Below are 24,719 nucleotides of genomic sequence, written 5' to 3' on the forward strand. Positions count from 1 at the left end.
ATATTTAGGGTATCAATACCGAAGGTAAACTCAAAATTATGTATGAACGCTTAAAGATTCTTGTTTCGCCACTTTTTTTATTTTTTCTAGTCGTATTGATCGTGAATGACTTTTTTCTCAAAGCGGCATTTCACAATATGATTACTGGGAAGCTTTCTGATTTCAGTGGACTTTTTATTTTTCCTATTTTTTGGTCCGTTATCTTCCCTAAACAAAAATTATGGGTTTTTATTTCCACGGCAGTCTTATTTGTCTTTTGGAAAAGTGAACATTCTTCCTTTGTTATTCAACTGATGAAACCCTATTTTGGTATCGGAAGAACCGATGATCTTTCTGATCTGATTGCATTACCCATGATGTTGTTTGCATGGTTCTACCTAAAAAGTAGTCTACAGCTATCCGTCGGTTCAGCGTTGACGGTTCGGCTTAGTACCTACTTTATCGGTGTTGTCGCAATTTTTTCTTTTTGTGCCACCAGTCAGCAGAGGTATATCCAATCTTTTGATCAGCCGCAGTATGTATTATTAAAAGATCCGAGCATTCAATGTTTTAATTCCTACGATGAACTCGAATTTTACGATAGAGATTCCTTACTTGTCGTCAAAATAAATTATTTGTATGTCAATAGGCCTGTAAAGAATGATGATTATAATAAAAACCAATCTGTCAAAAATCTTGATCTCGCTATTTTACACCTTATAGCAGACAGCGCCAGCCTGGTCCCTTCCGGAAAAATAACTTTTCTAACTGTCAATACCGAGCAGGGTATTGATTCTTTAAGATTTAATGGTGGGCGACTTGACGGTCGGTTCGTGAGAACGAAAGGAGGTAAAGCTATCATTGAGGGATTTTATAAAATGGGACTCGAAGACTCAACCTGGACTATCAGGGACAGCATGAGTACCGATAAGGTCGTACAGACATTTGTCAATGGTGAGGCGACCCATGTCAAACAGTACAGACATGATAAACTCAGGTCATCTTCAAATATCAATACCCGTTCTGATACCATTTTTAATATTTATATTCAGTTGATAATTCTCGTCATCTGTATGGCGGGGATATGTTTTTTATTATATAGAAATTATCGTAAGGCTATTCCTTTGCGTTTTAAACTCAGTTTATTTTGGAAGTTACTGCTGTGCTTTGTCGCGCCGTTTATCGTCTGGCTGTTTTACATTGGGTTTATGCTATTGCTCATGAATTACAACCAGGATACGTTTGAGGCATTCGCAACAGGTATCTTTATTTTTATCGTAGTTTGTCCATTGATGTTCGTCGTTATTTTTGGGATCAAACTCAGAAAGGACATAGATATTTTTTTGTATTGCCTCTTGTTGGCCCTTGCATTCAGTATCTGGACAACCTGTGTCACACTGGAGGCTCTTTCTAACTAAATGACAAACTTAACTGAGTTTGAGCAATTGCCTGTAATTAAGAATTTGAAGAAATATGATGATTTTTTTTCCTAAAAATCAGACAATAGCTATCAGTAGTGCCTGGCTATATATTAAATTGTGCTTTTTGTCAGATATGGAACGTCATCATGCGAGCTAAATTATTGATATATTAAATATTTTTCACGCATCTGCTTATATTTATCAAGGCCTGGCTTCCAGCTGTTACGGATATCTTCCGCATTCATGCCTGACATTATTTGTTCCTTTAACAATGGGCCTCCGGCCAATTTATCAAAGACTACGATTTCTTTGCTCTGCTTGTTATCGAAAAATATAGCTTTATGGGGAAACTTGTTGTAGGTTTCGATTAGCCAGGAAAGGTCTATTTTCTTGGCACTTCTGATTTTCTTCAAGTCTACATTTCTTAAGTCCAGTCCAAAACATTCTTTTCCCAGGTGAATTGGTGTTGCGCTCATGTTCTTTATACTTTTAGGCGTGAATGAGAAATCATAAATACCTTTGAAATCAGGTGCACCTATTACAGTGAACGGAAATTTTGTACCTCTTCCTTCACTTAATACAGTTCCTTCGAATAGGCAGGTAGACGGATACAAAAGAACAGCCTGGTAGGTGTTTATATTTGGCGACATATGAACAGGGGGAGTATATTCCATGTCATGACTGTAGTTGGCGACCGGAATAATCTTTATTTTGCATTTAATGCCGTTTGCTAGCCATCCTTCACCATTGATCATCTGAGCATACTCACCGACAGTCATGCCATGCGTAATCGGTACCGGGTGCATACCAATACCTGATTTATATTCCATGTTCAGTATAGGGCCATCAATGAAGTATCCGTTCGGATTCGGCCTGTCCAATATAAGCAGTTCTTTGCCATTCTCGGCACAAGCCTCCATAACCCTGTGCATGGTTGCGATATACGTAAAATACCTTACTCCAATATCTTGTATGTCAAAAATCATTAAGTCAACATCGTGTAACATCTCCTTTGTTGGCTTGTTCGTTTTTCCATAAAGAGAAACAACTTTTACTCCTGTTGTGAGATCAACATCATCTTTTACCTTGACACCGGCTCCAACGTCGCCACGAAAACCATGCTCAGGACCAAATACTTTAATTATGTTGACTCCTAATGATAAAAGGCTGTCGACACTTGATTTATTGCCGATACGTGAAGTTGGGTTGACTACCATTCCAATCCTTTTATCCTTTAGATAGTCAAGATACTCGGGTATTCGATCTGCACCTGGTACTATCTGTGAAATTGCAGATTGGGCAATCAAAAAAGAGAGACAGATAAGTGTGATGATTTTTCTAATTTCCATAACATATAAATTGTAAGCATTCATGTCATCTTGAGTTTTATTTAGGACGAACTGATTTAGCCTTTTTCACTGCATCGTCAATGATTTTCATTAACAATTTTATATTTGAGGCGATTTCTTCCTTTTGAAGCATCATAGGCTTGATATCGGTTCTCGGAAAATCAACTTTACCTACAAATTCGGGTAAAAGGATTTTCATTTGTTCAGCACTCAAGTTTCCGTAATCTAAAAAATTCCAGGTTTTAAGTTGTGGCTCTTTGATCGCCAATAGAGTCGCGTGAGCTATCATTTTATTACTTGAGTCGGGTATACTCATTACGATCAGCTGAGGAAAGAAACAGTACACTATATTATTTAGGGTAAAAGGATCTACGTCAAGATAATTGAAGACCGTATCGATTTTTAAACCTTGTTTATTTAATTGGCTATAACCCTCTTCAATCAATTTAGAAGCGTTTTCATTTCCGCCCATCTGTTTAATTAGTCGTGGGGAGGTAAGATTAACGGTTGCTTGTGCATCACTTGAGATCGATGCCGCAGTCATTTTTGATAATGCAGCTCTGAGTTCAGGATCTTTCTGGGCGTAACTATGAGTAAAATTGGCAATGATAGCGATTATTGTTAATAAAATTGATCTCATGGTTTTTGTTATTCTAAAGATTTCCAGGCAATTCAATCCAAAGTCAAACAAGTCCGAAAAATATGTATTTATCATCCATTATCTTTTCTATTGACCAATTATTTAAACAGGAACATGACTCGCTTGCCTTTTTCCTTCTAATATAAATAATTTTAGATTATCTTTTGCTTATCTAAGATAGCGATTTTGAGACGTTTGAAACAGAAGATGGAGGATTATCAGGATTAAACCATAATTTCATCGATCAAAAGAATTTAGGAAAGGGCGACAATTAATTGCAGACCCGAATATTTGTAAGAATAGATTTTTAGTAATGCAAAAGCCGCTGAGCAACGCAGCGGCTTTATTTTTTATCTGACTACGAATTTAAATATACGGTATAGGTGCTTAATTCACTATATCTTACGAAATTGAATTAGATCTAAACTCAGCGCCGGCTAAACTATTCTCCGAATTAGCGCCGGAGAATAGTCTAGACTATTTTTAGTCTTAGTATCCTGGGTTTTGTATCAGGTTGGGTTCGACTTGAAAACTGCTTTCATGGAAAGGCCAAAGGTATTGATGTTTTAAGAATTTTCTATCTTCAATTTTAAGTACTTCGGATTTCCCGTCTTGACTTTGTCGCATATGCCCCAATGCAGGTTGATTTAGGACCACTTCTGCTGTTTTCCATCGTATGATATCATTATAACGCAGTCCCTCACCGGCAAATTCTACCCTTCTCTCATTGCGAATTAAGTCAATCCATTCTTGTTGAGATTTCACTGTTAGATTGACATCCGCTACACTCATGTCAAGTCCGGCACGTTGTCGAATCTGGTTGATACAGCTTTTTGCTAAGTCATCTACAGTGTTCAACATGATTTTGGCTTCGGCATAGGTTAATAAAACCTCCGCGTAGCGTGCCAAAGGAAAGTGCATATTACCTCCTGTCCGAAATGCATCAGCTTCATCGACAAATTTTTTAAACCAATATCCTGATCGGCTGCTTCGTAAGTTTTGGTAATAGAATAGACTCTTTGAATCATAAATATCTATTTTCTCCTTGTTGAATAGGTCACCTTGTCCAAAAATGCTAGCGGCGTAACGTGGATCCCGATTTAATTTCGGATTTAGCTCATATTCCTGCTTACTATGCAAAGGACATTTATCAATAGGTCGCCCTTGGAGTGTCCAATAACTATCGACCAAAGACTTCAAAGGAACGACATACGATTGCCCATTTCCGGTTTTATATTGTGGTGCGAGATGCTGAAAGGAATTTGTAGCGGAATTATTGTGGCTTTCCATGTCAAACTTGATGATAAACTCCTTATTGGTCTTATCCGCCTGATAATTGAATAGGCTTGCATATTGGGGATGGAGTTGATACTTGCCACTATCCATTATTTCCTTCGCGAGGGTTGCGGCTAGATCATAACGGCCATTATAGAGAGCATACCGCATGACCAAAGTCTTGAAGGAGTATTTGTTGAACATATAGGCATTTGTTGTGCCTTCGTTTTCCGGGAGCCTGTTCGCTACATCTTGGCTCATTTCAAATAGTTTATCCAGTATTTCAGCTTTAGGCGTTACTGGAGGTATTGCTTCTTCTAGCGTGACAGGGACCAATACAAACGGTACATCCCCCCAAAGCTCAGTAATTCTGAAATAATGCCAGATACGCAGTGCCTCTAAGATAGCTTCGTATTTTTGTCGTATTGATTCATTTTCTACATAGGGAATGTCAATATTTGCTAGATAAGTGTTGATCCGACCGATGTGTTTATTATAAAGTGTCCAGTAATACTCGGCCAAACGTGCATTGCTCGTCATATTACCGTTGGCAACGATCATATGATGGTCTGTCTCTATTCTAGCATAGGCGTTATCGGTCCGACCATCTAACATATAAAAGAGTAAGCGGCGTTCACCAGGCCCCATAAATACATCCAGATAACTACTGTAGACCACCCGGCGTAAATCTTCTTCTGTGTTGAAAAACTCGTCAAAAGATGTTGCGGTAGGATCTTGTTTATCAAGAAATTTTTCGCAGCTACTCAAAGTTGCCAGCGTAATTATCAAGGTTAAAATTTTCTTTTTCATTAGCATAGTTTTAAAAAATACTTGCGCTCAGTCCAACACTGTAGGTTGCCATACGCGGATAATTTCCGTTCCCGTCATTCGTACCCGGACTATCTACATCAATACGCTCAGGATCCAAACCTTCCCATTTCGTAAAAGTGAATACATCCTGTGCATTAACATATATTCTAAAATTTTTGATGCTTTTACCGATTTTAGGAAAAGTATAACCAAGCTGAAGGGACTTGACGCGGAAAAAAGCGGCATTGCTAAGCCAAACATCACTGAGTAAAGTATTGGGGCTCGGTCCCGTCCAAAGACGTGGAAAACGGCTGCTCGGATTGTCAGGACTCCAATGGTTTGCTACATATTCAACGCGGGGTGCTCCAAGGTCATTGCTGTTCCCGTCGACATACACCGGATAGGCTTCTTGTCCAATCAAGCGTCCCGTGCGCTTTCCGATTCCCTGACCCAATGCTGAAAAATCCCAACCTTTGTATCGAAAGTCCACATTAATTGCATAATTATAGTGGGGAAGGGGATCTGCTAGATAACCGCGGTCCTCATCGTTGATAATACCATCCTGATTTTTATCCACGTAACGGATATCGCCAGGTCTTGAATTGGGCATTTTAGCTGGGGTAGCTTCAACCTCCTCTTGTGTCTGGAAATAGCCGTCAGATTGGAAACCATAATAATTGTTAATTGGGACACCTTTGTACCAAATTCGGTTATTATCGCCTTTAAAGATCAGTCTATCGTTTTCATTATACCCCGCTTTGAGCATTCGATTTCGGTTATCGAAAAGCATCCCACCGATAGTGTATGAAAAATCATCTTTTTTATCTGACCAGCTCGCCGAGAGTTCCCAACCGTTATTTTCCACGGCACCTATATTGACAGCCGACTCCAGGCTATTTGATCCTGTGAGTGGAGGTACGGCAAATTGATCATAAATGAGATCGTATGAATTTTTATGGTATAGTTCAGCAGTAAAGGAGAGCCTATTTTTAAATGCATTGATATCTAAACCTAAGTTCCATTGCTTCTGTTTTTCCCAAGAAAAGTTTGGATTGGGAACACGTATTGTCCAGCCCCAGGTGTTTACGGATTCCTGCCAGAGGTATGGAGCTACATTTTCGTTTCCGATAAGTCCATATGATGCCCGTACTTTAATGTTATTAACCATTCCCGACTCGAGAATAGGTCTGAAAAAATGTTCGTTATGCAAGTTCCATGCGAAAGCTCCCGAAGGGAAAAATCCCCAGCGATGACCTGGAGCAAACTTGCTACTTCCATCTGAGCGTCCGGTTAATTCCAGAATATAACGGTTGTCGAAGGAATAATTTAGTTTACCGAAAAAAGAAGCTTTGCTGATTTCTCTAAAATCAGTGTAGGTATAATTCATGACTTCTGATCCTGCAGTCAGATAAATCTTGTCTTTGTTTTGGCGGAGCTCCTTGTTGAAGTTAACCAGCATCCGTGCAGTGAGCTGACTTTCACTAACACCCTGTGAAGCATTGACATCATTTCCCCAAATTGCTGCCGGAGCACCATTTTCATCAAAAAACTTATAGGTCAATCTTTTTTGTTTATTGGCTGACTTGTTGATCATGTATGAGACATTTCCTTCGATATTGAGGTTGCTGTTGATGTTATATTTGGGACGTAGATTGATGGTGCTACGATCATACATATTATTTTTTGTACCACCGTGTTTTATAGAGGCAACTGGGTTGATATTGTTATGCAGAATATAGTGTTCAGGGAGATCAGAATCATAAAAAATTTGTTGTGTTGGGTTCAATCGCCATGCTTGTTTATAAAGGCCGTGTCCATCATCGTTTGCTAATAAACGATCTACCTGTAAGCGGTGTGCATAGAAGTCGGCCATTAATACAAATTTATCTGCAATGTTGATATTCGTATTGAAGCGGGCTGAAAACTTTTGAGTACCTTCAATCTTATTGAGGCCATTTTCTTTTATATGGCCGAGCATTAAATTAAAAGTACCCACACCACCACCGCCGGATATACTCGCATTATTGTTGATTGCTGTTGATGTCCTTTCCATTACTTGATCGAGCCAATTGACTTCCTTTAATTCTCCGGAGGCATACTTGTTGATTGTCTCTTCCGGATAGATAGCTGGCTGCCCCTGTTGGATTAATGTCTCATTGCGTAATTTCATAAAATCGACGGCACCAACAAATTTTGGAAGGTCGATAGGTTTGTTGACTGCAAACCAATTGTTGGTGACCACTTTAAACTGCCCAGTCTGTCCCCGTTCTGTTTCGATGATGATAACACCATTTGCGCCACGAGAACCATACATGGAAGCGGAGGCGGCATCTTTTAAAACGGTAATGCTTTTAACTTGATTTGGATCGATATCATGGATGCTCTGTTCCATTCCATCGACGATGACCAAGGGGTCTGCATTTTGTAAAGTACTGATTCCGCGAATAGAAATTGTGCCCGGAACACTTCCCGGCATACTGTTTCCGCGCATCATCGTTACTCCAGGGATGGTTCCTGAAAAAGCATCCTGCATTTTAAAAATCGGACGATTTTTTATTTTCTCCATATCCATTTGCGATACGGATGATGCAATATGCTTTTTGTCTACTTCGGAGAAGCCTACCACCACAACTTCATCAAGTCCCACTTCATCAGTATCCATGATGACATTCATTTCAGATTTATTGTTAATGGGAATTTCAAGCTGTTTGAATCCGACTGCACTAAACATCAATGTTCCTTTTTTGCCATCCGGAAGTGTCAGTTGAAATTCTCCCTTAGCATTCGTGGAAGTTCCTATATTGGAGCCTTTTAGTAGGATACTGACTGAGCTCAACAGATTTCCCTTGGTATCATGAACTTTTCCTTTTACAACTTGTTGCTGCAGATATGCTATGCTGGCTGTACTTTGGTCGGGAATAGAAGTATCCTCATTCTTGCGTTTGATGACAACAGTCCCCCGATGTAACATGTAATAGAAGGCACTGCTTTCAAAAATTTTATCCAAGGCCTTATCGAGGGATACATCCGTGATTTCTACCGTTGCTTTTTCGTTTCTAAGCAATCCCTCTTTAAAAATAAAATGTATACCAGTTTGTTTGGTAATGCTCTCCAGGACAGTTTCAATCTTGGTATTTTGAGCATGTAAAGTAATCTGAGCGGAGCTTGAAGCGTAGGCGCCCATCATGGATGTCGCCAATAAGATTCCTGTCAGTTTCATTTTTAAGAATTGGTTCAAAGTTTTCCCTTTGTCAATGGGACAAAAGATCCCTTTTGAATAAAATAAATTATTCATAAATTGGTATAGAATTAATGGTTTATGATCAGTGTTAATTCAATTATGATGCAGGAGTATTGCCGTACTTCTGCATTTTTTATCATATTAATTTAGGCATCTCTCTTTTTTACATACAAAATCCTCCTTAATAAGTTTATCTATTCACAATCAGTTTATCATTGTCAATGGTCAGTTTATAACCTGTTAAATCCTTTAGGAGACTACAAAGTTCTCCCAGCGTCACATCTCTTTTTATGCTACCTTCATATCGTTCGCTATTTAAAGGTACTTTGCAATCAACCTGAATTCCATACCAACGGCTTAATTCATCAAGTACCTGTTGCATATTCTTATTTTTAAAATAAAAATAACCGTCTTTGAAAGCCGTGGCTTCGGCTTTACTGGCTAATGGGAAAGTTCTCAGCTTTTTATTGATGATCTCAGTTTCGCTACCGGCATTCATAAAGATTTCATTTTCGTCGTTACTGACTTTAAGCTTTCCCTCTGTCAATGATACCTTCGTGGTCGCATGATAAGAGTTAACATTAAAAGCCGTTCCGATAGCCTGTATATTGATATGATTTGTCTCTACAATAAATGGTCTATGTGCATCTTTAGCAACTTCAAAATAGGCTTCACCTTTTAAGATCACTCTTCGTTCTTTTTTATCAAAATTTGTTTTATAGCTGAGTTCTGACGCTGCATTTACCCACACTTTAGTACCATCGCTCAAGGCTAATACCATGGTGGATCGTTTGGGAACGATTAAAGTGTTTTTTAGGTTTTCCGTTAAGTTGGATGGATAGATGAGCTGCCCTTCTTTTAGTTCAATACCCTGCACTAAATACTGCACTGCCTTTTTTTCGGTTAACTGTATTTCTTTTTTCCCTTCAATTTTTAAAATTGCACCTGTTCCTCCGGGAAGAACATCATTTTTATGTCCATATATTTTGTCAGGTATGAGATAGTTAGCAGGTTTTTCTATCTGCTGTCGTGGCCATAACAGTATTATTGCCAGTAATATAGCTGCAGCAATGCCAATAGCTCTATACCAAGGTTTATAAAGTGAGAGATATTTAATTTTCGGTTGTAAAATCGTTTCCTTCGCCCTGAATTTGCGTTGTGTGATTAGCCACTCTTTGCTTAAATCGATGCAGCGGAGATCAAATGGGGTATAAATATCAGTTTGTGATAGTCGACGACCTAAGCTATCCCTCGCGTCGGGATATTTTTGTAGAAGGTTTTTTAATTGATCCTCTTTGTCGGATGGTAGTTCGCCATCTTTCAAAAGAAGAGCAATCAATTCTGCTAATATTATTTTGTCGGTTTCTATCATAATTCAGAAGCTAAATAACTTGAACAGTTTAAATGGGTGACCCATTTATAAAAAAAAATAAAATTTTATGATAAGTGTTTGTGTATCAGAAAATAAAAAATGTGAAAAAGATATTTAAGAATTTTCTTTTTAGTAGGTTTATCGCCCGCATGCGTTGAGTTTTAACTGTATTGACGGAGACATTTAGTTCTTGGGCGACCTCTTCATACTTCATTCCTTCCAGATAGATTAAACGACAAATTCTCTGACACCCTTCAGGTAGTTCATCCAGTTCCCGATGAAGGGCTCCGATCAATTCTGCATTTATTAAATTATCCAGGACGTCATTGTCATCTGTTCTGTCAGTGTTAAATTGGTTGCGTACGCGGTCAAATACAACATTTCTTCGCTTGATATTCATCGCTAGATTTTTTACTGCGCTATAAAGAAAGCTTTTAATTACGGGCTCTCCTTTTTCCAGTAAATCCTGTCTACCCATTAGAACGATAAATGCGTCCTGCACGATGTCTTTTGCAATTTCCTCTGAACCAACCCAAGGAAATGCAAATACACTGAGTTGCAGAAAATATTTGTTAAAATAATATTCTGTGGATAACATTTCGTTTTCTTTTTTTCTTAAAATATAGATTTTAAAAGTGAAGTAAAGAAAAATATTAGAGATTTTTTGTAGATAAAACCCGTTAAAATTTTGAATCGCGGCTGAGCTGCTTTTATGCCCCATTTTCATTTTTAGTTTACTTCAAATTAATATAAATATGATATGACAATGGCTTTTCTATGTGAAACTATTTATTTTTCGAAACCTTTCATCTGTTATTTCTATGCATTTTGTTTTCTAGGGTAATAGGGGTATATAAAATCCAATATAGCTAACCCATTAGCATTAGAAGCTATTGGAGCTTTTTTATTTACTTTTCAAAACAATAGGGAATATGTGGATGCAATCTATTCCTTATACGAGAACGATTATAATGGAAACATTTTGAGCTGGTTTGAAAAAAACATCAGCCTTTTGCCATCGGCAGGGGCCTGGAAAATGATATTTCAATTGTGATGTTTTTGATCTCTTCCTCAGATAATTCAATTCCTGAAAATTACCCTGCATCGTTGACAGGTTTTAGGATTAGCTAATTTTTGAAAATTGTATTATATTCGTTAGTGTTTATTTATCAATTAGATATGATAGAATAATTGAAGTGGAACAAATTAAAAATAAACCTATGTGGCAATATTATTTAATCTTAGGATTAGGAGTCGTATTTCTTTTACTCGCAATCTTCAGCTTCCGTAATACAATGGAATTCCTAAAAAATGGTGATAAAGCTACAGCAACTGTTATCGATCTTCACAAATATGAATCAGAAGGCGAAGTATTTGCACCGGTTTTCACTTTTCGGACAAAAGATAATCGGGTAATCACCTACGAACTGGCTGAAGGAAATGACCCTCCAACCTGGAAAGTAGGGGAGACAACCACTGTCATCTATGACCCTGTCGATCCGTCTAAGGTGAGTTTGTATAGCTATTTTAGAGTTTTTGTATGGACGTTGGTTCTGTTATCAATAGCTCTTCCATTATTAGTTATTGGAGGTGGGTATTTTATTGCAGCAAGATTTATTCTCTAATTTGCCGTATATGGGAATGATTCAGAATTTGACTCAATATCAGTCGCAGTCAACTTCTTTTGTTTCTTAGGTGCGATTTAACAGTTATAATCGTATAGGAGTTCCCACTATATATAAATTAGAACCATCAAATTTAAATGATGAAACTTTCAAAACCCTACAGTTTTCGAAAGAAATAAATTTTAATAAATAAGACAAAGCTGCGAACATCAGGTGTGCTTTTAGGCTATGATACACTGATAAAGCCAGGAGTATCATAGCCATGAAATATTTATCTGCGTATGGTAACACCTCCATCTACCGCCAAGTAAGAACCTGAAATGTAAGAAGCACCACTCGAAGCCAAGAAAACAATAGCGTTTGCGATTTCTTCTGCTTCTCCGATTCGTTTCAGGGGAACCGCTGCTGCTATAGCATTTTTAATATCTTCGGGCGTTTGCTGATTCATAGGTGTATCCGTCAAGCCGGGAGCAACGACGTTTACCCTAATTTTCCTGTCAGCCAATTCTGTTGCGGCTGTACGTGCAATTGCATCAACGGCACTTTTTGTCGCTGCATAAGCTCCCATTTGTGCATATCCACTAACGGATACTCCAGATGAAATAAGAATTACAGAGGCTCCTTCTGATAAATGCGGAATTAGTTTTTGCAAAGTAAAGAATAGGCCTTTAACATTAATGTTGAACAAGTCATCAAACACCTCCTCTGTTGTATCTTCTATTGAGTATTGCTTTGCAATCCCTGCATTCAAGACAAGTACATCTACTTTGGTTCCGCTTTCTGTAACCTCTTTTTCCAACGTCGCAATATCTGTTAGCTTAGAAATATCAGAGGCCAAGGTTTTCAAATTCGGACTATTGATATCTATTGACGCTGCTTGCAGGCTATCAGTATTTCTACCGGTTATCAAAACCCGTGCACCTTTTTCAATAAATGTTTTTGCGGTTGCTAGTCCAATTCCTGCACTGCCGCCTGTGATAATTACATTTTTATTTGTGAAATTCATTTCTTAAATTTTATTGATTGAAAATTCATTATTGATCTAAACCTTTTAAATCTGTTTGTTATTTGAAATCGATTTCTTTAACGATGCAAATTTAAAATGAATAAATTTATTTTAGTAACTTTGTAACTAAAAGTAACAGTAACTTTTGAGTAACAAGGTAACATATGAAGGAAATTAAATGCGGTGATAGTGACACAAATAGTAAACAAATTATGGCAGTTCACGACGCCATGGACGTGTTGAATGGCAAGTGGAAAATCTCAATTATATCGTCGGTTTGTTATTACAACAAACGGCGTTTTTCTGATATTTTGAACGATGTGAAAGGTATCTCCAATAAAATGCTCAGTAAAGAATTAAAGGAATTGGAAATGAATCAGCTTGTTAAACGGATAGTGCTCGATACACAACCTGTAACGGTGCAATATCAACTAACAGAATATGGTTTGACTTTAAAAAAAATCATAGATACTTTGGCTGATTGGGGGACTGAACACCGAAAAGTGATTATTGGGAAGTAATAGGAATCACATTCCTATTTTTACGTTGATCCTTTGCGCAAAAGCAATTCAGGGTAAACAGCGATGCTGTCGCGCTTTAATTCGTTGACAGACTACTTCCTGGGGGTAACTAAAATTTTGGAATAATCTCCTAAGATATACCTAAAAGTTTTTTAAGGATTGAAATGGTGCAGGTATTAGTTCGGAAGAGGATGTTATCATCGAAATCGTTTTAGGGTTTTTGAAAAAATGTAATATAAGGAATTAGAGCAACCAATAATGTCCGCAAACAAAAACATACTTGTAAATTCAATGACTGACAGGTTCAGTCTAGGTATTGCTATTGACAAAATCAGTATTAAAATAGACGAATTCAAAACAGGCCAGCACTGCGGAGAAGCAACACAACCACATCGGGACGAGGGCCATACATTTTATATTGTTGAAAAAGGAACTGTAACAATAGAAATTGATTTTCAACAATATGAGATCAATGCGCCAACAGTTGTTTATATGCATCCAGACCAAGTACATCGAATTTTGGATTTCACGACAATGGATATTTGTTCTTTGGCGGTCAAAAATGAAAATCTAAACCCAGACTACCTTACATTTTTGGAAGAACTTGCACCGGCAAAGCCATTGGAACTGACAAATAATATTTGCACAGATATTTTTGAAACTTTTTCTCTTTGTCTAAAGTTTTCAAGACAAAACGACAATAAATTATATTATCCACTTTTGAAAGATAGTTGTAATACTTTGATCGCGTTGATCATTTCTGCGTTTTTAGATCAAAACAGCGTATCAAACAAGGCATCAAGAACTGAGTCAATTACAAGGTCTTTCAAGCGATTATTAGAGACAAATTATTGCATACTAAAGCGGCCTGCCAGATACGCAAAGCAATTAAATATATCCACTCATTATCTGAATGAAAGTGTAAAATATACTACAGGTCTTACTGTTTCACAGCACATTCAGAACAGAATTATTTTGGAAGCAAAGCGGTTACTTTATCACTCGGACAAATCGGTTAAAGAAATCGCCTTTGAATTAGGCTATGACGATTACCCTTATTTTTCAAGGCTTTTTAACAAGAGTACAGGTATGTCTGCATTGGCTTTTCGAAATAAAAGGTACGATTAGTCCAATACTTGCCCCGATGAGGTATTTCTCTTTCTTATCATACTCACGAATTTTGTACCATTAAGTTTGAAACGTAAGAAATGGAACAAACAAAAAAAGTGCTTGTATCGGGTGCGAGTTTTGCAGGGCTCACCACGGCATATTGGCTGAATAAAATGGGCTTCAAAGTGACTGTTGTAGAAATCGGAAGTCATCTCAAAATGGGCGGAACACCTGTTGATATAAAAGACCAAACCATTGACATCATTAAACGGATGGGGCTTTTTGAACAAATAAAAGCCAATAGGCTAGGGCCAGAACGATGGGAATTTAAAAATGCGGACGATGTTACCGAACATGCTGTTTCGTTGGAAAAATTGCCAGATAATGAGTTTGAAATAGAAAGAGATTTGCTGCTCGGTATGCTCTTTGACCTCGTAAAAAACGATGTTGAAATTATCTTTGATAATAGCATTGCAGAATTAAACGAAACAAAGGATAATATTGAAGCTATATTTAAAAACGGTTCGCGACAGGTTTATGATTTAGTATTTGGATGTGACGGTATACATTCAGGTGTCAGAAAAATCTGGTTTGGTGACGAAACCCAGTATGTAGATTTTCTAGGTCAATACTTTTCCATTGCCATTGCAGATAAATTATTGGTAGAAGAAGGTACTTACCAGATCTTTGCGGAGCCAAACAAAGGGATTGCACTTTACGCTTACAATCATAAAACAGACATCATTTTTACTTTCCGGCCCGAAGCTGAAATTGCTTATGATTTCCACAATCAAGAGCAACAAAAGAAAATAATTTTAGCGCAATTTGAAAGTGTAGGCTGGAGGGCCAAAGAATTGTTAAAAGAGCTTGTAGATTCTAAATCATTTTATTTTGATAAATTCTGCCAGATAAAAATGCCATCGTGGACCAAAGGACGGGTAGCATTGGTAGGTGATGCAGCCTATTGTGCTTCACCAGCCGCAGGTATGGGCGGTTCTTTAGCTATAATTGGTGCAACAGCGTTGGCCGAGGCATTTGAGAAACAAAACGGGAATTTTGAATTAGCTTTTGAAGCATATAACAACGACTTGCGCCCATTTATACAGGAAATTCAAAGTGCTGCAGTAGAAATGTTAGACAAATTGCTCCCCCGCACTGAACAAGAAGTGAGATTGAGAAACCAAAATGGGTTTTTGTTTTATAACGATCATTTATCTTAAAATAAACACTATGATTTTAGTAACAGGTGCAACCGGTAATCTAGGTAAGGCTACCATCGATTCTTTATTGAATAAGGGAATACCCGCAAGCAATATTGCCGCATTGGTAAGAGACGAATCCAAATCAAATGAATTGAAACCAAAAGGTATTCAGGTGCGGTATGGCGATTATCAGAATTTTGAGTCTTTAACAGCTGCGTTCAAAGATGTGGACAAGCTACTACTGATATCTTCCTCATCGGAAATAGCTCACAGGTTTGAGCAGCATAAAAACGTAATTAATGCTGCCAAGGAAAATGGTGTTGGTCATATCATTTATACCAGTTTTGAAATGCAAGATCTGCGGCGAAGTATAATGGCAGGGGATGTGCAATACCATGCAGAGACAAGTGATTATCTAAAACAGCTAGCTGTACCATATACCTTGATGGCCAATACGATGTATGCAGATATAATTCCAATGTTGTCCGGAAATAATATATTGGATAAAGGTGTTTCTATCCCTGCTGGAAATGGTAAAGTACCTTTTTTACCCATAAAAGAAATGGCTGAAGCTTTAGCTGTTGTACTTACTACGGATGGTCATGAAGACAAAGAATATGTCATCGCTGCAGATACCGCATTCTCCTTCGCTGAAATTGCTGAGCTGATATCAGATATTTTGGGCAAACGGGTTGCTTATAACCAACCGCAGCTTGATGTATACCTTGCACGGCTGGTGCAGAACGGGTTTTCTGAAGATGATTCTGCATATTTGGCAAGGTACAGTGAGGCAATTGCCAGAGGAGAGTTCGACACCAATAAAAGTGATGTCAAACAATTACTAGGCAGAAGTCCAATGTCCTTAAAAGATTTTTTAATACGTATTTTTGGTAAATAATTAAATAAGTTTACTACTTACTTGGTTGCGGTTGGAAAGGCCAAACGCAATCAAGGTATTCAGAACTGATTAACGATTTTGAATAGATCGCCTATAGCTTACCTGCGGAGGTTAAAGCTATTTAGCTTTTTGCACCAGCAAAAAAAACGAGATAGCTCATTTTTATTTAATTGCCTAAGATCAAAGAGCTTATATGGAAAAGGTATGATATTGCTATAAATACCATTTTCTATAAAAAAAAGAAAGGTTTTTTTTAGAATAGATTTCTCTAGTGCAAGGTCATTTTGAAAAGCTTCTCTTGCTTTATCAAGGCAAGTTTCCTGATATTTTAATAGAACGATGCAATCGCAGCTTTGTATAAGGTGTCGACAGTCAGCATTGCTGTAATTGCTACTGATGTGTACCTCATTGCCGTTGTCCCATAGGAAGTCGACAATATCATACAAAAATTCATTTCGTTGCTGTTCTTTGTTTTCGACGACAAAGTATTTCATAGCATGCTGTTTTTAGTGATTTTAAAGGCTTCGGCTTTATCAAAGCAGACGAATGATTTATGCATTGGAAGTTATCTGCCCCACTGCTCGAGTCAAGATGTTTAATGCATCAGCAATTCTATAACTTCTTGGGGGTCAGTATCATTTTTTTTCCAGATGTCCTCAAGTGTTTTTATGTCGCTTATTTTATAGCCCTTTTTTTCTAATTTTTTGACTGCTGTCGGATAGTCAATATTCAGGATTTTGCAGGATTGTTCTAATGGAGCTTTAAATGTTTTGTCTACGATCACGATATCCAAGGGCAGCTGCTTACGTTCCAGATAAACAAAAAATAAGACAAGTATCGCTACGGCGGCAGCCGCCGGTACAAAGACCTTTTTCATAAAATGAATTTTTAGGCCTTTCCAATTAAGCATAACGTGAAAAATTGCGGCAATTACAAATCCGATCCCAATTAATTCATGTGCGACTTCGGTATACCCATCAAATAGATGGAAGAGCATAAAAATCCCTGTAATAGCCAGGACTACAAATAGCAGGGAAATGAACGGTGTCACGTATTTTCTGTCTAGTTTCATTATTTTAAAATTTAATTGGATGACTATCTATTCAAATTCAGCAAATTTTTTTTCCAGATCATTGAGCCATTTGACTCTCTTTTCCTGCGAAACAGATTTCACCATATTATGGCTGATCCAGCTTAAATTCTTATATCCCATCGTTTTAAACACACTTCTGAGCATGGCCTTCCTGATCAGGTTGCCGATCAGCAGTGAATACATTATCTTGGGCTTGTTCATTGTTGTGATAAGAGTTACGCCTTTCAAATTTTTCAACAGCGGTACCAACCCGAAACCCCGAGGATGGTGGTCATAGACTATACCCGGAGACAGAACCCTATCGATAAACCCTTTGGTCATAGCCGGCATCAGATCCCACCAGATCGGAAATATGAAAATCAAATGATCTACATTTTTCAGACGATTGCTATAGTCTATCACCTGAGGATCAACAGGAGAATGATCTACAAAAGCCTTGAGATCTTCTTTTGACATGGCTGGATTGAAACCATCATTGTTGAGATGGATAAGATCCACCTCGTGTTTTCCCTTACGCATTCCTGCTGTAACAGCTTCTAAAATAGCGTTGCAGAAACTTTTTTCATATGGATGGTCGAACACTATTGCTACTCTCATATTTTGAATTGTTTACTATTTACAATACAAAGATCCGATGTTTGAACAGGCCAGGACGATAACAATTGTTAAGAAATAGATTCGTGTTTGATGATAGGCTGTAGCAAGACAACCTCCTTTGTAAGTAAATGAGAAGTGTTTCCAATTTTTATACAAATCGGTAAACGATAAATTGATAAGAACGGTGTCCAGACCATCGAAAGCGGCCATTAAAATTTTCTACCTTCTGTTGCGGATCCTGCTCAAGGACACAGAAGTTATGCCGAGATATGAAGCGATGTAGTGCTGCGGAACGCGCTGTATGATTTTAGGGTGCTGCGCAAGCAATTCGTCATAACGCTGTTGCGGGGTGTTTTTTAAATAGGAAAAGAAGATCTGCTGGTTTTTTAGAAGGCGACTGTATAAATGCTCAACTATACTATCTTTCAGTTCTTGCGAACTCTTGAGCGTATCCTGAAAATCTTTCTGCGTAATCGTCTGTATAATACAGGGCTCGATACTTTCAATTGTATATAAGCTAGGTTTGTTTGTCATGAAGCTTTCGATGGACGAAACACCATCTCCTTCGAAAAAAAACTGTGTTGTTATATCTTTGCCGTTATTATTTATCCAAGTTCTCAAGCAACCTTTTTCAATGAAAAACATTTTTTTGGAAACGTTGCCTTCTTCCAGCAATTTTGTTCTGGCGGGGACCTCTATCTGGGTAAAGAGCGGCTTAAATATACGCCATTTATCGTTGTTTGTCTCAGCATTTTTTGACATGATTATTTTCTTTAATAGGCCCGGGAGATTATGTCAATTCTATTTTTGGTTTTAGTAAATTTACGGAAAATACCTCGCATAATCTAAAATACCCGCTTATGGTAAATTTCTCTTGCGAGTAGGCAAAAAAAAAAAACTAAAAAAGGGTATTAGGATCGAATAATAGATTTTGTTTTTCATTTGTTTGGGATGCTACCGTATTAATTGTTATATGAAACAAAAGTGGTAAGTAAAAAATAGGCCGGCGATAACAATTGTTAATTAATGAATCAATAGCTCAAAAGCCTCTTAAATGGCCAATGACCGAAATCAAATTGCAGGCCTAAGGGTAATCTAAAAATGTTTGTCCCGGTTACTTATCATTTTGATGCAGCGACTGGATTACTTCTTTACGGTTGGAGAGGCCAAACTCAATCAAAGTATTCAGGACATGCCAGATTTCTTGTGCGTGTTGGGTCAATCGGTAATAAGCGATATCTTTTGTGGGTGTAAATTCAATACTTTTCTCTATCAATTGATGGGCTTCCAATGTCGTAAGCTCAGAAGTAAGTACTTTAGGAGAGATACCTTTAGAAACCTCGAAAAAATCTTTAAACCGTAATTTTTCATAATAATGTAAGTTTAAAAGAATGCAGAAGCGCCATTTACCACTTAGTAAATCTAAGGTATCCCTTAAAGCTAGAAATCGCTGCTTCAAAATCGTTTCATCCGCTATACAAGGTTTTACTTTTTTTTCCATGACACTTTCCTAAAGGTAACTAACCACAAATTTACTAAATGAGGAAAGTAACTTTGTTCAAAATAATAATAAAAAATGAAAAAAATCCTAATTACAGGTGCTACTGGGAAGCAAGGTAGTGCCTTAGCATACGAATTGTTAAAAAATAATTTTGAAGTCTTTGCACTTACCAGAAATCCTCAATCCTTACAAGCTTTCAGCTTACAAAAAGCTGGAGCAGTTCTGGTAAAGGGAGATCTGGAAGATGTGGAGGGATTAAGAGATATCTTAAGAAAAGTCGATGGCCTTTACCTGGTCCTTCCTCCTGTATGGGTTTCCAACAAAGAAACAGATCAAAAAGAAGCGGAAATTGGAATACGGGCAATCCGATTAGCAAAGGAACAGGGAGTAAAATTTGTCCTTTATTCCTCAGTTCTCGGATCGGACAAGCAGGATTCATTTAGGCCAAAATTTAAATTTACAATTGAAAAATATCTACTGGACAGTGGCTTACATGGGGCCGTGATTAGACCCGCTACTTTTATGGAAAATCTGCTTTTGCCAAGTTTCGGGTTGGGAGAAGATAAGTTTATAAATCCCTTGCCTGAAGACAAGGCAATTTCTTGGGTAGCCACAAATGACATAGGCACCTTTGCACGGATAATATTTCAGAATTACAAAGAATTCGACGGCAAAACTATCGATTTTGGAGGCGAACTTTACACACCTAAACAAATTCTACAGCTATTGGAAGCGAAGTTGGAGCAAGCAATCAATTTTGTACAGATACCTTTGGATATACTCTACCAGCAAAGTGAAACATTTGCAAAGCTGGTTGAAATGATCGACAGAGAAGGTTACGATCCCATTGATTATGAACTTATATCGTCCTGGATGCCCAAACTAACAAGATTTGAGCAGTGGCTGGACGAAACGGGGATAAAAAAAATAAAAGAGTTACAAGTTGAAAATAATTGATCTTATAATCTTATCAGGCTAAGGCCTTTTCACTGATCATAAAATGCGTGACTTAAGATACATTATATTGCGATGTAACTTTCATATATATATACTTGAATAAGGCATAAATAATATGGAGGACAAGCAAAATGGCTAGTGTTTTTCGGAGTAATACTTTCACTGCAAAAGTATCTCAAGCTGGGAGGTGAGTTGCTAGAAAATATCGTTAACTACTACCTATAAGCATCTGTTATTTAATAATTTGTCAGCTGAACCCATTAAAAAGTTTAAATTGTTTTGGAGTATAATAAAGAATGCGCGTGGTATGACGGTCAGCATTTCCATAAGGTATGGAAGGCTGGCATAAAATATCCCTACATAACTTTAAAACCTTTCATTATACTTCATTATTTCATGGATGGATTGCATATTTAAATGGCTGCTATTTTTGATATTCTCGCCAAGTGGATCTTAACTAAAAAGGTAAATCCATTTGTATTAACAAATAGATTTACCATAAAGAAGATGCTAAAAAGTTAAAGCATAAAGGAGTTAAGTTATATGAATTTTAAATAATTACTTACTTAACAACCGTTGCTTCTAATTCCACTTTCAGAGTTTCGAATAGACTAACAACTTCAAGTAAAGTCAATGCTTGTTTAGTTCCGTGTTTGGCTATCCAATCTTGAAATATTGAAAAATGAGGCCATAATTCTTCGGTTGATGTGGTATAAATATTTAATCTAACAATATTACTACACGAGTATCCAGCTTCGCTAATTACACGTTCAAGGTTAGCTAGGCTTTTGATAAGCTGAGTTTTCATGTCTTCAGTACTGGATATCCCATCATCATTGATGGCTGTCTGTCCTGAAACATATAAGGTGCCTTCTACATTTTTAACTTCAATCGCTTGAGAATAACTTCTGGCGTCTTGCCATTTCCATGGGTTTATTGCATTAATTTCCATACCTATTAATATTATAAATGAACAATACAAATATGAATAGAACGGAAATAAATAACGTTGACATTAGGCACATTTTTGATGTGACAAAAATCACAGGCTTCTACTTAATGATTCTCGTGAGACACCTAGATAAGGTTAGTGATTCAACACCGTTTACAAATACTTTTCCTGTATAGGTACTATTTGAAGTATTATATTTAATTATATATACTTTATTATCCAATGCGAATAGATCCTGAATATAAGGTAGGGAAGAGAAACTAGGGTTAACCATAGTTGTCGAACCCGTCAGATTTTGGTGAGTAATATGTTGTTTTTGAGATAATTAGAGGTCTGTTAAGCTTTCATTTGCAAGATAAGTAGGAGATAGCCTGAAAATTTTATGAATATAGAGCGTTTCCTGGGAGATATTCGATACATAGTGTCAAATAGGCAAAAAATGCAATTGAAAGGGAAAACTATCCATTGCTGGACAGGTCCAATTACCCCAACTTTGTAATATCAAAACAGAATAAACAACAATAAAAATTACAGAATATGAAAAATTTATTTTTAACATTCGGATTGGTTACAGCATTATTAACAGGTAAAGTTTTTGGACAGGAATCACCAGTAAAGCGTACAGATCTTCAGCGGCATAATATAGAAGCTGCAGGTTATGAAACCATTCAGGCACGCATCGACCTTAAACCAGGGACATCGGTAGGTATGCATTCACATCCTGGCGAAGAGGTTATTTATGTGCTGGAAGGTATATTTGAATATCAGTTGGAACGTGAAAAGCCCGTTATACTGAAAGCAGGTGAAGTACTTTTCGTTCCAGCAGGGAGAAACCATTCCGCAAAAAATATTGGAAAGGTTAGGGCTTCCGAACTCGCTACCTATATCGTAAAAAAAGATAAACCATTGCTAGTATTCAAGAAATAATATAATTTAATCAAGAAGTCAGGTTACAATACGTTGGGTTTTAATTCATTGATAAGAGCGTTTTTTCTAGAAAAACTCTCGTGTAATTAGATTTATAAGTAAAAGGGTGGTTTTTGGCTGTGAAAAAGCTGAAAAATCATCCTTTTTTTTATGTGTTATATTTATTTAACGAGATTATGGTGATAAAAATCTTTCCTTGTTTTAATATATGCGTGTAAGTAAGCATTGTTGCAGAAAATTAAGTGATTAGATTTATTAACCATCGCAAGGCAAGTTGAAATATGGTGTAATATTGAAAAATGAGATGTTGTAATGGTATGGCTGGTGTTTTATTTCCTATTTTTACATCAGAATTTTTAAAAGATATCAACACAGTCATCTTTCACATCATATATGATAAAGGAATTTTCATTCAAAAAATTTGGCAACTTAGAATTTAGCAAATCCGTCGAACAAAACGATTCCCTCACGACAATACATGATCATATTAAAGTATTGTTCATTCCCAGGAACGCCATTATCCAAGTGGATTTTCAGGAGATTGAAATGAAAATGGATACGTTACTGTTCATAAATCCCCATGTCATTTTAAAACCATGTGAAACTATAGGAGGGCAATTGATGCATTTTAACAGAGACTTTTATTGTGTAGAAATTCACGATCATGAAGTCGCCTGTGATGGTATCCTATATAATAATGTGTTTGAAATTCCATTTATAAGCCTGAATGAAGAACAGTCTGCTGAGATCCAAAGGATCATCCACGATATTCAGTCAGAATTGAAAAATGAAGACTCCGGTACCGAAGAAATGCTGCGGACATTGTTGAAACTGATCATCCTGAAATCTACACGTATCTGGAAACAGCAGCATCAATTAGCTGACGATGTTCGACAGGCCGATGTTCAATTTCTACGCAAATTCAGCAAATTGGTCGAACAGCATTTCAAGACCCTACATACTGTGGCAGATTATGCTGATCTGCTTTGTATAACGCCAAAAAATCTCAGTAAAAAAATAAGCCTGGTCAGTAAAGAAACGCCAAACGATATTATAAAAAACCGGATCATACTCGAAAGTAAGCGCCTTTTAGCCCATACCAAGATGAATGTTAAAGAGATTGCCTACACACTGAATTACGAGGACGACGCCTATTTTGTCCGGTTTTTCACCAAACATACAGGAATATCCCCTACGAGTTTTAGAAAACAGTTTTAAAATATTTCTAATTGTACAACTTTAAGAAAGAGGCTGTCTCAAAAAGACAGCCTCTTTTTTTTCTTATTTCATGACATTTAATTTTGTTTAATTGATTGATTTTCATATATTTATAGTGTAAAAAAGATATATGTCATCTCAAAGACCTACTTTTAAGCCTTACTATCAGGACCAGATTATGGCAATTCCCCCAACTTTGGACGAATTGGTCTCCAAAGGACATCCGGTACGTATTGTTAACGATGTGATCAACCGTATCAACATACAGGGTCTTTTGGATGCCTACAAGATAAAAGGCTGTTCCAGTTATCATCCGCAAATGCTGTTGAAGGTTCTGGTGTTTGGCTATGTAAGCAATGTCTACAGCAGTCGGAAACTGGAAACAGCCTGCCGGGAGAATATCAACTTCATGTGGCTGAGCGGCATGAGCTACCCCGATCACAATACCATCAACAGATTTCGTGGTGTCCGCTTAAAAGAAGCACTTCGCAGTGTATTTGAAGAAGTTGTTAAGCTCCTGGCCGAAGAAGGGTTGTTAAGCATAGAAGATGTCTACACCGATGGCACCAAGATAGAGGCCAATGCAAACAGATACACTTTCGTTTGGAAGAAAGCTATCCATACCAATAAGGAAAAGATGAAAGCTGCCTTAAAAGATATATGGGACTACGCCCAAAGTATCGCCAAGTCGGAGGACAACCTCCCGGATCCTCCCGATCTGAGGACAATTGACAGCGAAAAAGTCCGGGCTACGGTCGATAAGCTGAACAGGGTCTTATCCGACAAACCTTCGGTAAATGTCACTTCGCATTAGAATGCCCCCACTAGTTCGCGTTAGAATGCCCCCACTAATTTCACAAAAAAAACGATTATTCTATTCATTATTATTATCATAATTTTCTTGATCTTCTGACTTTTTTGGTCTTCCCCTTTTCGATTTTTCCTTAGGGTCGTCTTCAAACATTCCGTTCAGTTCCAAGAGGTTCTTTATACGGTAACTGTTTCCTTTATTATGGAAAGCTTTC

21 protein-coding genes and 1 pseudogene are annotated in these 24,719 nt (G+C 37.3%); 10 read left to right on the plus strand and 12 right to left on the minus strand.

Translation table 11 applies throughout. The features are described 5' to 3' along the window. The first annotated feature begins 38 nt into the window (after positions 1-38). Entirely contained in the window at positions 39-1,397 is a 1,359-nt protein-coding gene (locus B4A24_RS16560) for a hypothetical protein (RefSeq protein ID WP_293946199.1), read from the plus strand. 161 nt (positions 1,398-1,558) lie between these two features. On the opposite strand, the gene B4A24_RS16565 is transcribed toward B4A24_RS16560, so the two are convergent. The 6 genes from B4A24_RS16565 to B4A24_RS16590 form a co-directional block, all read right to left on the minus strand. Continuing rightward, positions 1,559-2,749 carry an exo-beta-N-acetylmuramidase NamZ family protein gene (locus tag B4A24_RS16565; protein ID WP_293946200.1) on the minus strand — a complete coding sequence of 397 codons (1,191 nt, stop codon included), beginning with the start codon at positions 2,747-2,749 and terminating at the stop codon, positions 1,559-1,561. 37 nt (positions 2,750-2,786) lie between these two features. Beyond that, entirely contained in the window at positions 2,787-3,389 is a 603-nt protein-coding gene (locus B4A24_RS16570) for a hypothetical protein (protein ID WP_293946201.1), read from the minus strand. A gap of 489 nt (positions 3,390-3,878) precedes the next feature. Continuing rightward, positions 3,879-5,474, minus strand: a complete 1,596-nt coding sequence (locus B4A24_RS16575; RefSeq protein WP_293946202.1) for a RagB/SusD family nutrient uptake outer membrane protein — start codon at positions 5,472-5,474, stop codon at positions 3,879-3,881. 10 nt (positions 5,475-5,484) lie between these two features. Further along, entirely contained in the window at positions 5,485-8,694 is a 3,210-nt protein-coding gene (locus B4A24_RS16580; RefSeq protein WP_293946203.1) for a SusC/RagA family TonB-linked outer membrane protein, read from the minus strand. Positions 8,695-8,905: 211 nt separating this feature from the next. Beyond that, on the minus strand, positions 8,906-10,087 hold the full coding sequence (locus B4A24_RS16585; RefSeq protein ID WP_293946204.1) for a FecR family protein: 1,182 nt from the start codon (positions 10,085-10,087) through the stop codon (positions 8,906-8,908). Positions 10,088-10,172: 85 nt separating this feature from the next. Next, positions 10,173-10,685, minus strand: coding sequence for a sigma-70 family RNA polymerase sigma factor (locus B4A24_RS16590; protein WP_293946205.1), 513 nt, complete (start codon positions 10,683-10,685; stop codon positions 10,173-10,175). A 697-nt stretch (positions 10,686-11,382) separates the two neighbouring features. On the opposite strand from B4A24_RS16590, the gene B4A24_RS16595 reads away from it, so the two are divergent. After that, positions 11,383-11,712: a DUF3592 domain-containing protein gene (locus B4A24_RS16595; RefSeq protein WP_246250244.1), complete on the plus strand. Its 330-nt coding sequence runs from the start codon at positions 11,383-11,385 to the stop codon at positions 11,710-11,712. 271 nt (positions 11,713-11,983) lie between these two features. Here B4A24_RS16595 and B4A24_RS16600 read toward each other — a convergent pair whose 3' ends face one another. Beyond that, a complete protein-coding gene (locus B4A24_RS16600; RefSeq protein WP_172392119.1) occupies positions 11,984-12,718 on the minus strand; it encodes an SDR family NAD(P)-dependent oxidoreductase in 735 nt (244 codons plus the stop codon). A 164-nt stretch (positions 12,719-12,882) separates the two neighbouring features. On the opposite strand from B4A24_RS16600, the gene B4A24_RS16605 reads away from it, so the two are divergent. From B4A24_RS16605 to B4A24_RS16620, 4 genes are all read left to right on the plus strand, one after another. Continuing rightward, entirely contained in the window at positions 12,883-13,239 is a 357-nt protein-coding gene (locus B4A24_RS16605; RefSeq protein ID WP_172392120.1) for a winged helix-turn-helix transcriptional regulator, read from the plus strand. A 291-nt stretch (positions 13,240-13,530) separates the two neighbouring features. Then, positions 13,531-14,367, plus strand: coding sequence for a helix-turn-helix domain-containing protein (locus B4A24_RS16610; protein ID WP_172392121.1), 837 nt, complete (start codon positions 13,531-13,533; stop codon positions 14,365-14,367). A gap of 80 nt (positions 14,368-14,447) precedes the next feature. Next, entirely contained in the window at positions 14,448-15,569 is a 1,122-nt protein-coding gene (locus B4A24_RS16615; RefSeq protein ID WP_172392122.1) for an FAD-dependent monooxygenase, read from the plus strand. A 10-nt stretch (positions 15,570-15,579) separates the two neighbouring features. Continuing rightward, the gene (locus B4A24_RS16620) at positions 15,580-16,449 is read left to right on the plus strand and encodes an SDR family oxidoreductase (RefSeq protein ID WP_293946206.1); all 870 of its coding nucleotides are present in this window, start codon (positions 15,580-15,582) and stop codon (positions 16,447-16,449) included. 595 nt (positions 16,450-17,044) lie between these two features. Here B4A24_RS16620 and B4A24_RS16625 read toward each other — a convergent pair. From B4A24_RS16625 to B4A24_RS16640, 4 genes are all read right to left on the minus strand, one after another. Continuing rightward, positions 17,045-17,521, minus strand: a complete 477-nt coding sequence (locus B4A24_RS16625) for a DUF4405 domain-containing protein (protein ID WP_172392124.1) — start codon at positions 17,519-17,521, stop codon at positions 17,045-17,047. Positions 17,522-17,548: 27 nt separating this feature from the next. After that, entirely contained in the window at positions 17,549-18,139 is a 591-nt protein-coding gene (locus tag B4A24_RS16630; RefSeq protein WP_172392125.1) for an NAD(P)H-dependent oxidoreductase, read from the minus strand. 219 nt (positions 18,140-18,358) lie between these two features. Further along, complete coding sequence (locus B4A24_RS16635; protein ID WP_172392126.1) at positions 18,359-18,901, minus strand: Crp/Fnr family transcriptional regulator; 543 nt, start codon at positions 18,899-18,901, stop codon at positions 18,359-18,361. A 352-nt stretch (positions 18,902-19,253) separates the two neighbouring features. Beyond that, entirely contained in the window at positions 19,254-19,640 is a 387-nt protein-coding gene (locus B4A24_RS16640) for a winged helix-turn-helix transcriptional regulator (protein ID WP_172392127.1), read from the minus strand. 75 nt (positions 19,641-19,715) lie between these two features. On the opposite strand from B4A24_RS16640, the gene B4A24_RS16645 reads away from it, so the two are divergent. Then, the gene (locus tag B4A24_RS16645) at positions 19,716-20,597 is read left to right on the plus strand and encodes an NmrA family NAD(P)-binding protein (RefSeq protein WP_293946207.1); all 882 of its coding nucleotides are present in this window, start codon (positions 19,716-19,718) and stop codon (positions 20,595-20,597) included. A 562-nt stretch (positions 20,598-21,159) separates the two neighbouring features. Here B4A24_RS16645 and B4A24_RS16650 read toward each other — a convergent pair. After that, on the minus strand, positions 21,160-21,549 hold the full coding sequence (locus B4A24_RS16650) for a RidA family protein (RefSeq protein ID WP_172392129.1): 390 nt from the start codon (positions 21,547-21,549) through the stop codon (positions 21,160-21,162). A 537-nt stretch (positions 21,550-22,086) separates the two neighbouring features. Between B4A24_RS16650 and B4A24_RS16655 the strand changes: the two genes are divergently transcribed. From B4A24_RS16655 to B4A24_RS16665, 3 genes and pseudogenes are all read left to right on the plus strand, one after another. Then, the gene (locus B4A24_RS16655; protein ID WP_293946208.1) at positions 22,087-22,476 is read left to right on the plus strand and encodes a cupin domain-containing protein; all 390 of its coding nucleotides are present in this window, start codon (positions 22,087-22,089) and stop codon (positions 22,474-22,476) included. 393 nt (positions 22,477-22,869) lie between these two features. Further along, complete coding sequence (locus B4A24_RS16660) at positions 22,870-23,694, plus strand: helix-turn-helix domain-containing protein (protein ID WP_293946209.1); 825 nt, start codon at positions 22,870-22,872, stop codon at positions 23,692-23,694. Positions 23,695-23,824: 130 nt separating this feature from the next. Continuing rightward, a pseudogene (locus B4A24_RS16665) lies at positions 23,825-24,484 on the plus strand (transposase); the annotation flags it as partial. Positions 24,485-24,719: the final 235 nt, after the last annotated feature.

The sequence above is a fragment of the Sphingobacterium sp. UBA7249 genome, from assembly GCF_002472835.1.
GTDB lineage: Bacteria > Bacteroidota > Bacteroidia > Sphingobacteriales > Sphingobacteriaceae > Sphingobacterium > Sphingobacterium prati.

Excerpts from the sequence above, each read along its gene's own strand:
- B4A24_RS16565 (WP_293946200.1), bottom strand. The coding sequence starts at position 2,749 with ATGGAAATTAGAAAAATCATCACACTTATCTGTCTCTCTTTTTTGATT.
- B4A24_RS16600 (WP_172392119.1), bottom strand. The coding sequence starts at position 12,718 with ATGAATTTCACAAATAAAAATGTAATTATCACAGGCGGCAGTGCAGGA.
- B4A24_RS16660 (WP_293946209.1), top strand. The coding sequence starts at position 22,870 with ATGATAAAGGAATTTTCATTCAAAAAATTTGGCAACTTAGAATTTAGC.
- B4A24_RS16560 (WP_293946199.1), top strand. The coding sequence starts at position 39 with ATGTATGAACGCTTAAAGATTCTTGTTTCGCCACTTTTTTTATTTTTT.
- B4A24_RS16635 (WP_172392126.1), bottom strand. The coding sequence starts at position 18,901 with ATGTCAAAAAATGCTGAGACAAACAACGATAAATGGCGTATATTTAAG.
- B4A24_RS16595 (WP_246250244.1), top strand. The coding sequence starts at position 11,383 with ATGGAATTCCTAAAAAATGGTGATAAAGCTACAGCAACTGTTATCGAT.
- B4A24_RS16585 (WP_293946204.1), bottom strand. The coding sequence starts at position 10,087 with ATGATAGAAACCGACAAAATAATATTAGCAGAATTGATTGCTCTTCTT.
- B4A24_RS16625 (WP_172392124.1), bottom strand. The coding sequence starts at position 17,521 with ATGAAACTAGACAGAAAATACGTGACACCGTTCATTTCCCTGCTATTT.
- B4A24_RS16615 (WP_172392122.1), top strand. The coding sequence starts at position 14,448 with ATGGAACAAACAAAAAAAGTGCTTGTATCGGGTGCGAGTTTTGCAGGG.
- B4A24_RS16570 (WP_293946201.1), bottom strand. The coding sequence starts at position 3,389 with ATGAGATCAATTTTATTAACAATAATCGCTATCATTGCCAATTTTACT.
- B4A24_RS16630 (WP_172392125.1), bottom strand. The coding sequence starts at position 18,139 with ATGAGAGTAGCAATAGTGTTCGACCATCCATATGAAAAAAGTTTCTGC.
- B4A24_RS16610 (WP_172392121.1), top strand. The coding sequence starts at position 13,531 with ATGACTGACAGGTTCAGTCTAGGTATTGCTATTGACAAAATCAGTATT.
- B4A24_RS16590 (WP_293946205.1), bottom strand. The coding sequence starts at position 10,685 with ATGTTATCCACAGAATATTATTTTAACAAATATTTTCTGCAACTCAGT.
- B4A24_RS16620 (WP_293946206.1), top strand. The coding sequence starts at position 15,580 with ATGATTTTAGTAACAGGTGCAACCGGTAATCTAGGTAAGGCTACCATC.
- B4A24_RS16580 (WP_293946203.1), bottom strand. The coding sequence starts at position 8,694 with ATGAAACTGACAGGAATCTTATTGGCGACATCCATGATGGGCGCCTAC.
- B4A24_RS16575 (WP_293946202.1), bottom strand. The coding sequence starts at position 5,474 with ATGAAAAAGAAAATTTTAACCTTGATAATTACGCTGGCAACTTTGAGT.
- B4A24_RS16605 (WP_172392120.1), top strand. The coding sequence starts at position 12,883 with ATGAAGGAAATTAAATGCGGTGATAGTGACACAAATAGTAAACAAATT.
- B4A24_RS16640 (WP_172392127.1), bottom strand. The coding sequence starts at position 19,640 with ATGGAAAAAAAAGTAAAACCTTGTATAGCGGATGAAACGATTTTGAAG.
- B4A24_RS16645 (WP_293946207.1), top strand. The coding sequence starts at position 19,716 with ATGAAAAAAATCCTAATTACAGGTGCTACTGGGAAGCAAGGTAGTGCC.
- B4A24_RS16655 (WP_293946208.1), top strand. The coding sequence starts at position 22,087 with ATGAAAAATTTATTTTTAACATTCGGATTGGTTACAGCATTATTAACA.
- B4A24_RS16650 (WP_172392129.1), bottom strand. The coding sequence starts at position 21,549 with ATGGAAATTAATGCAATAAACCCATGGAAATGGCAAGACGCCAGAAGT.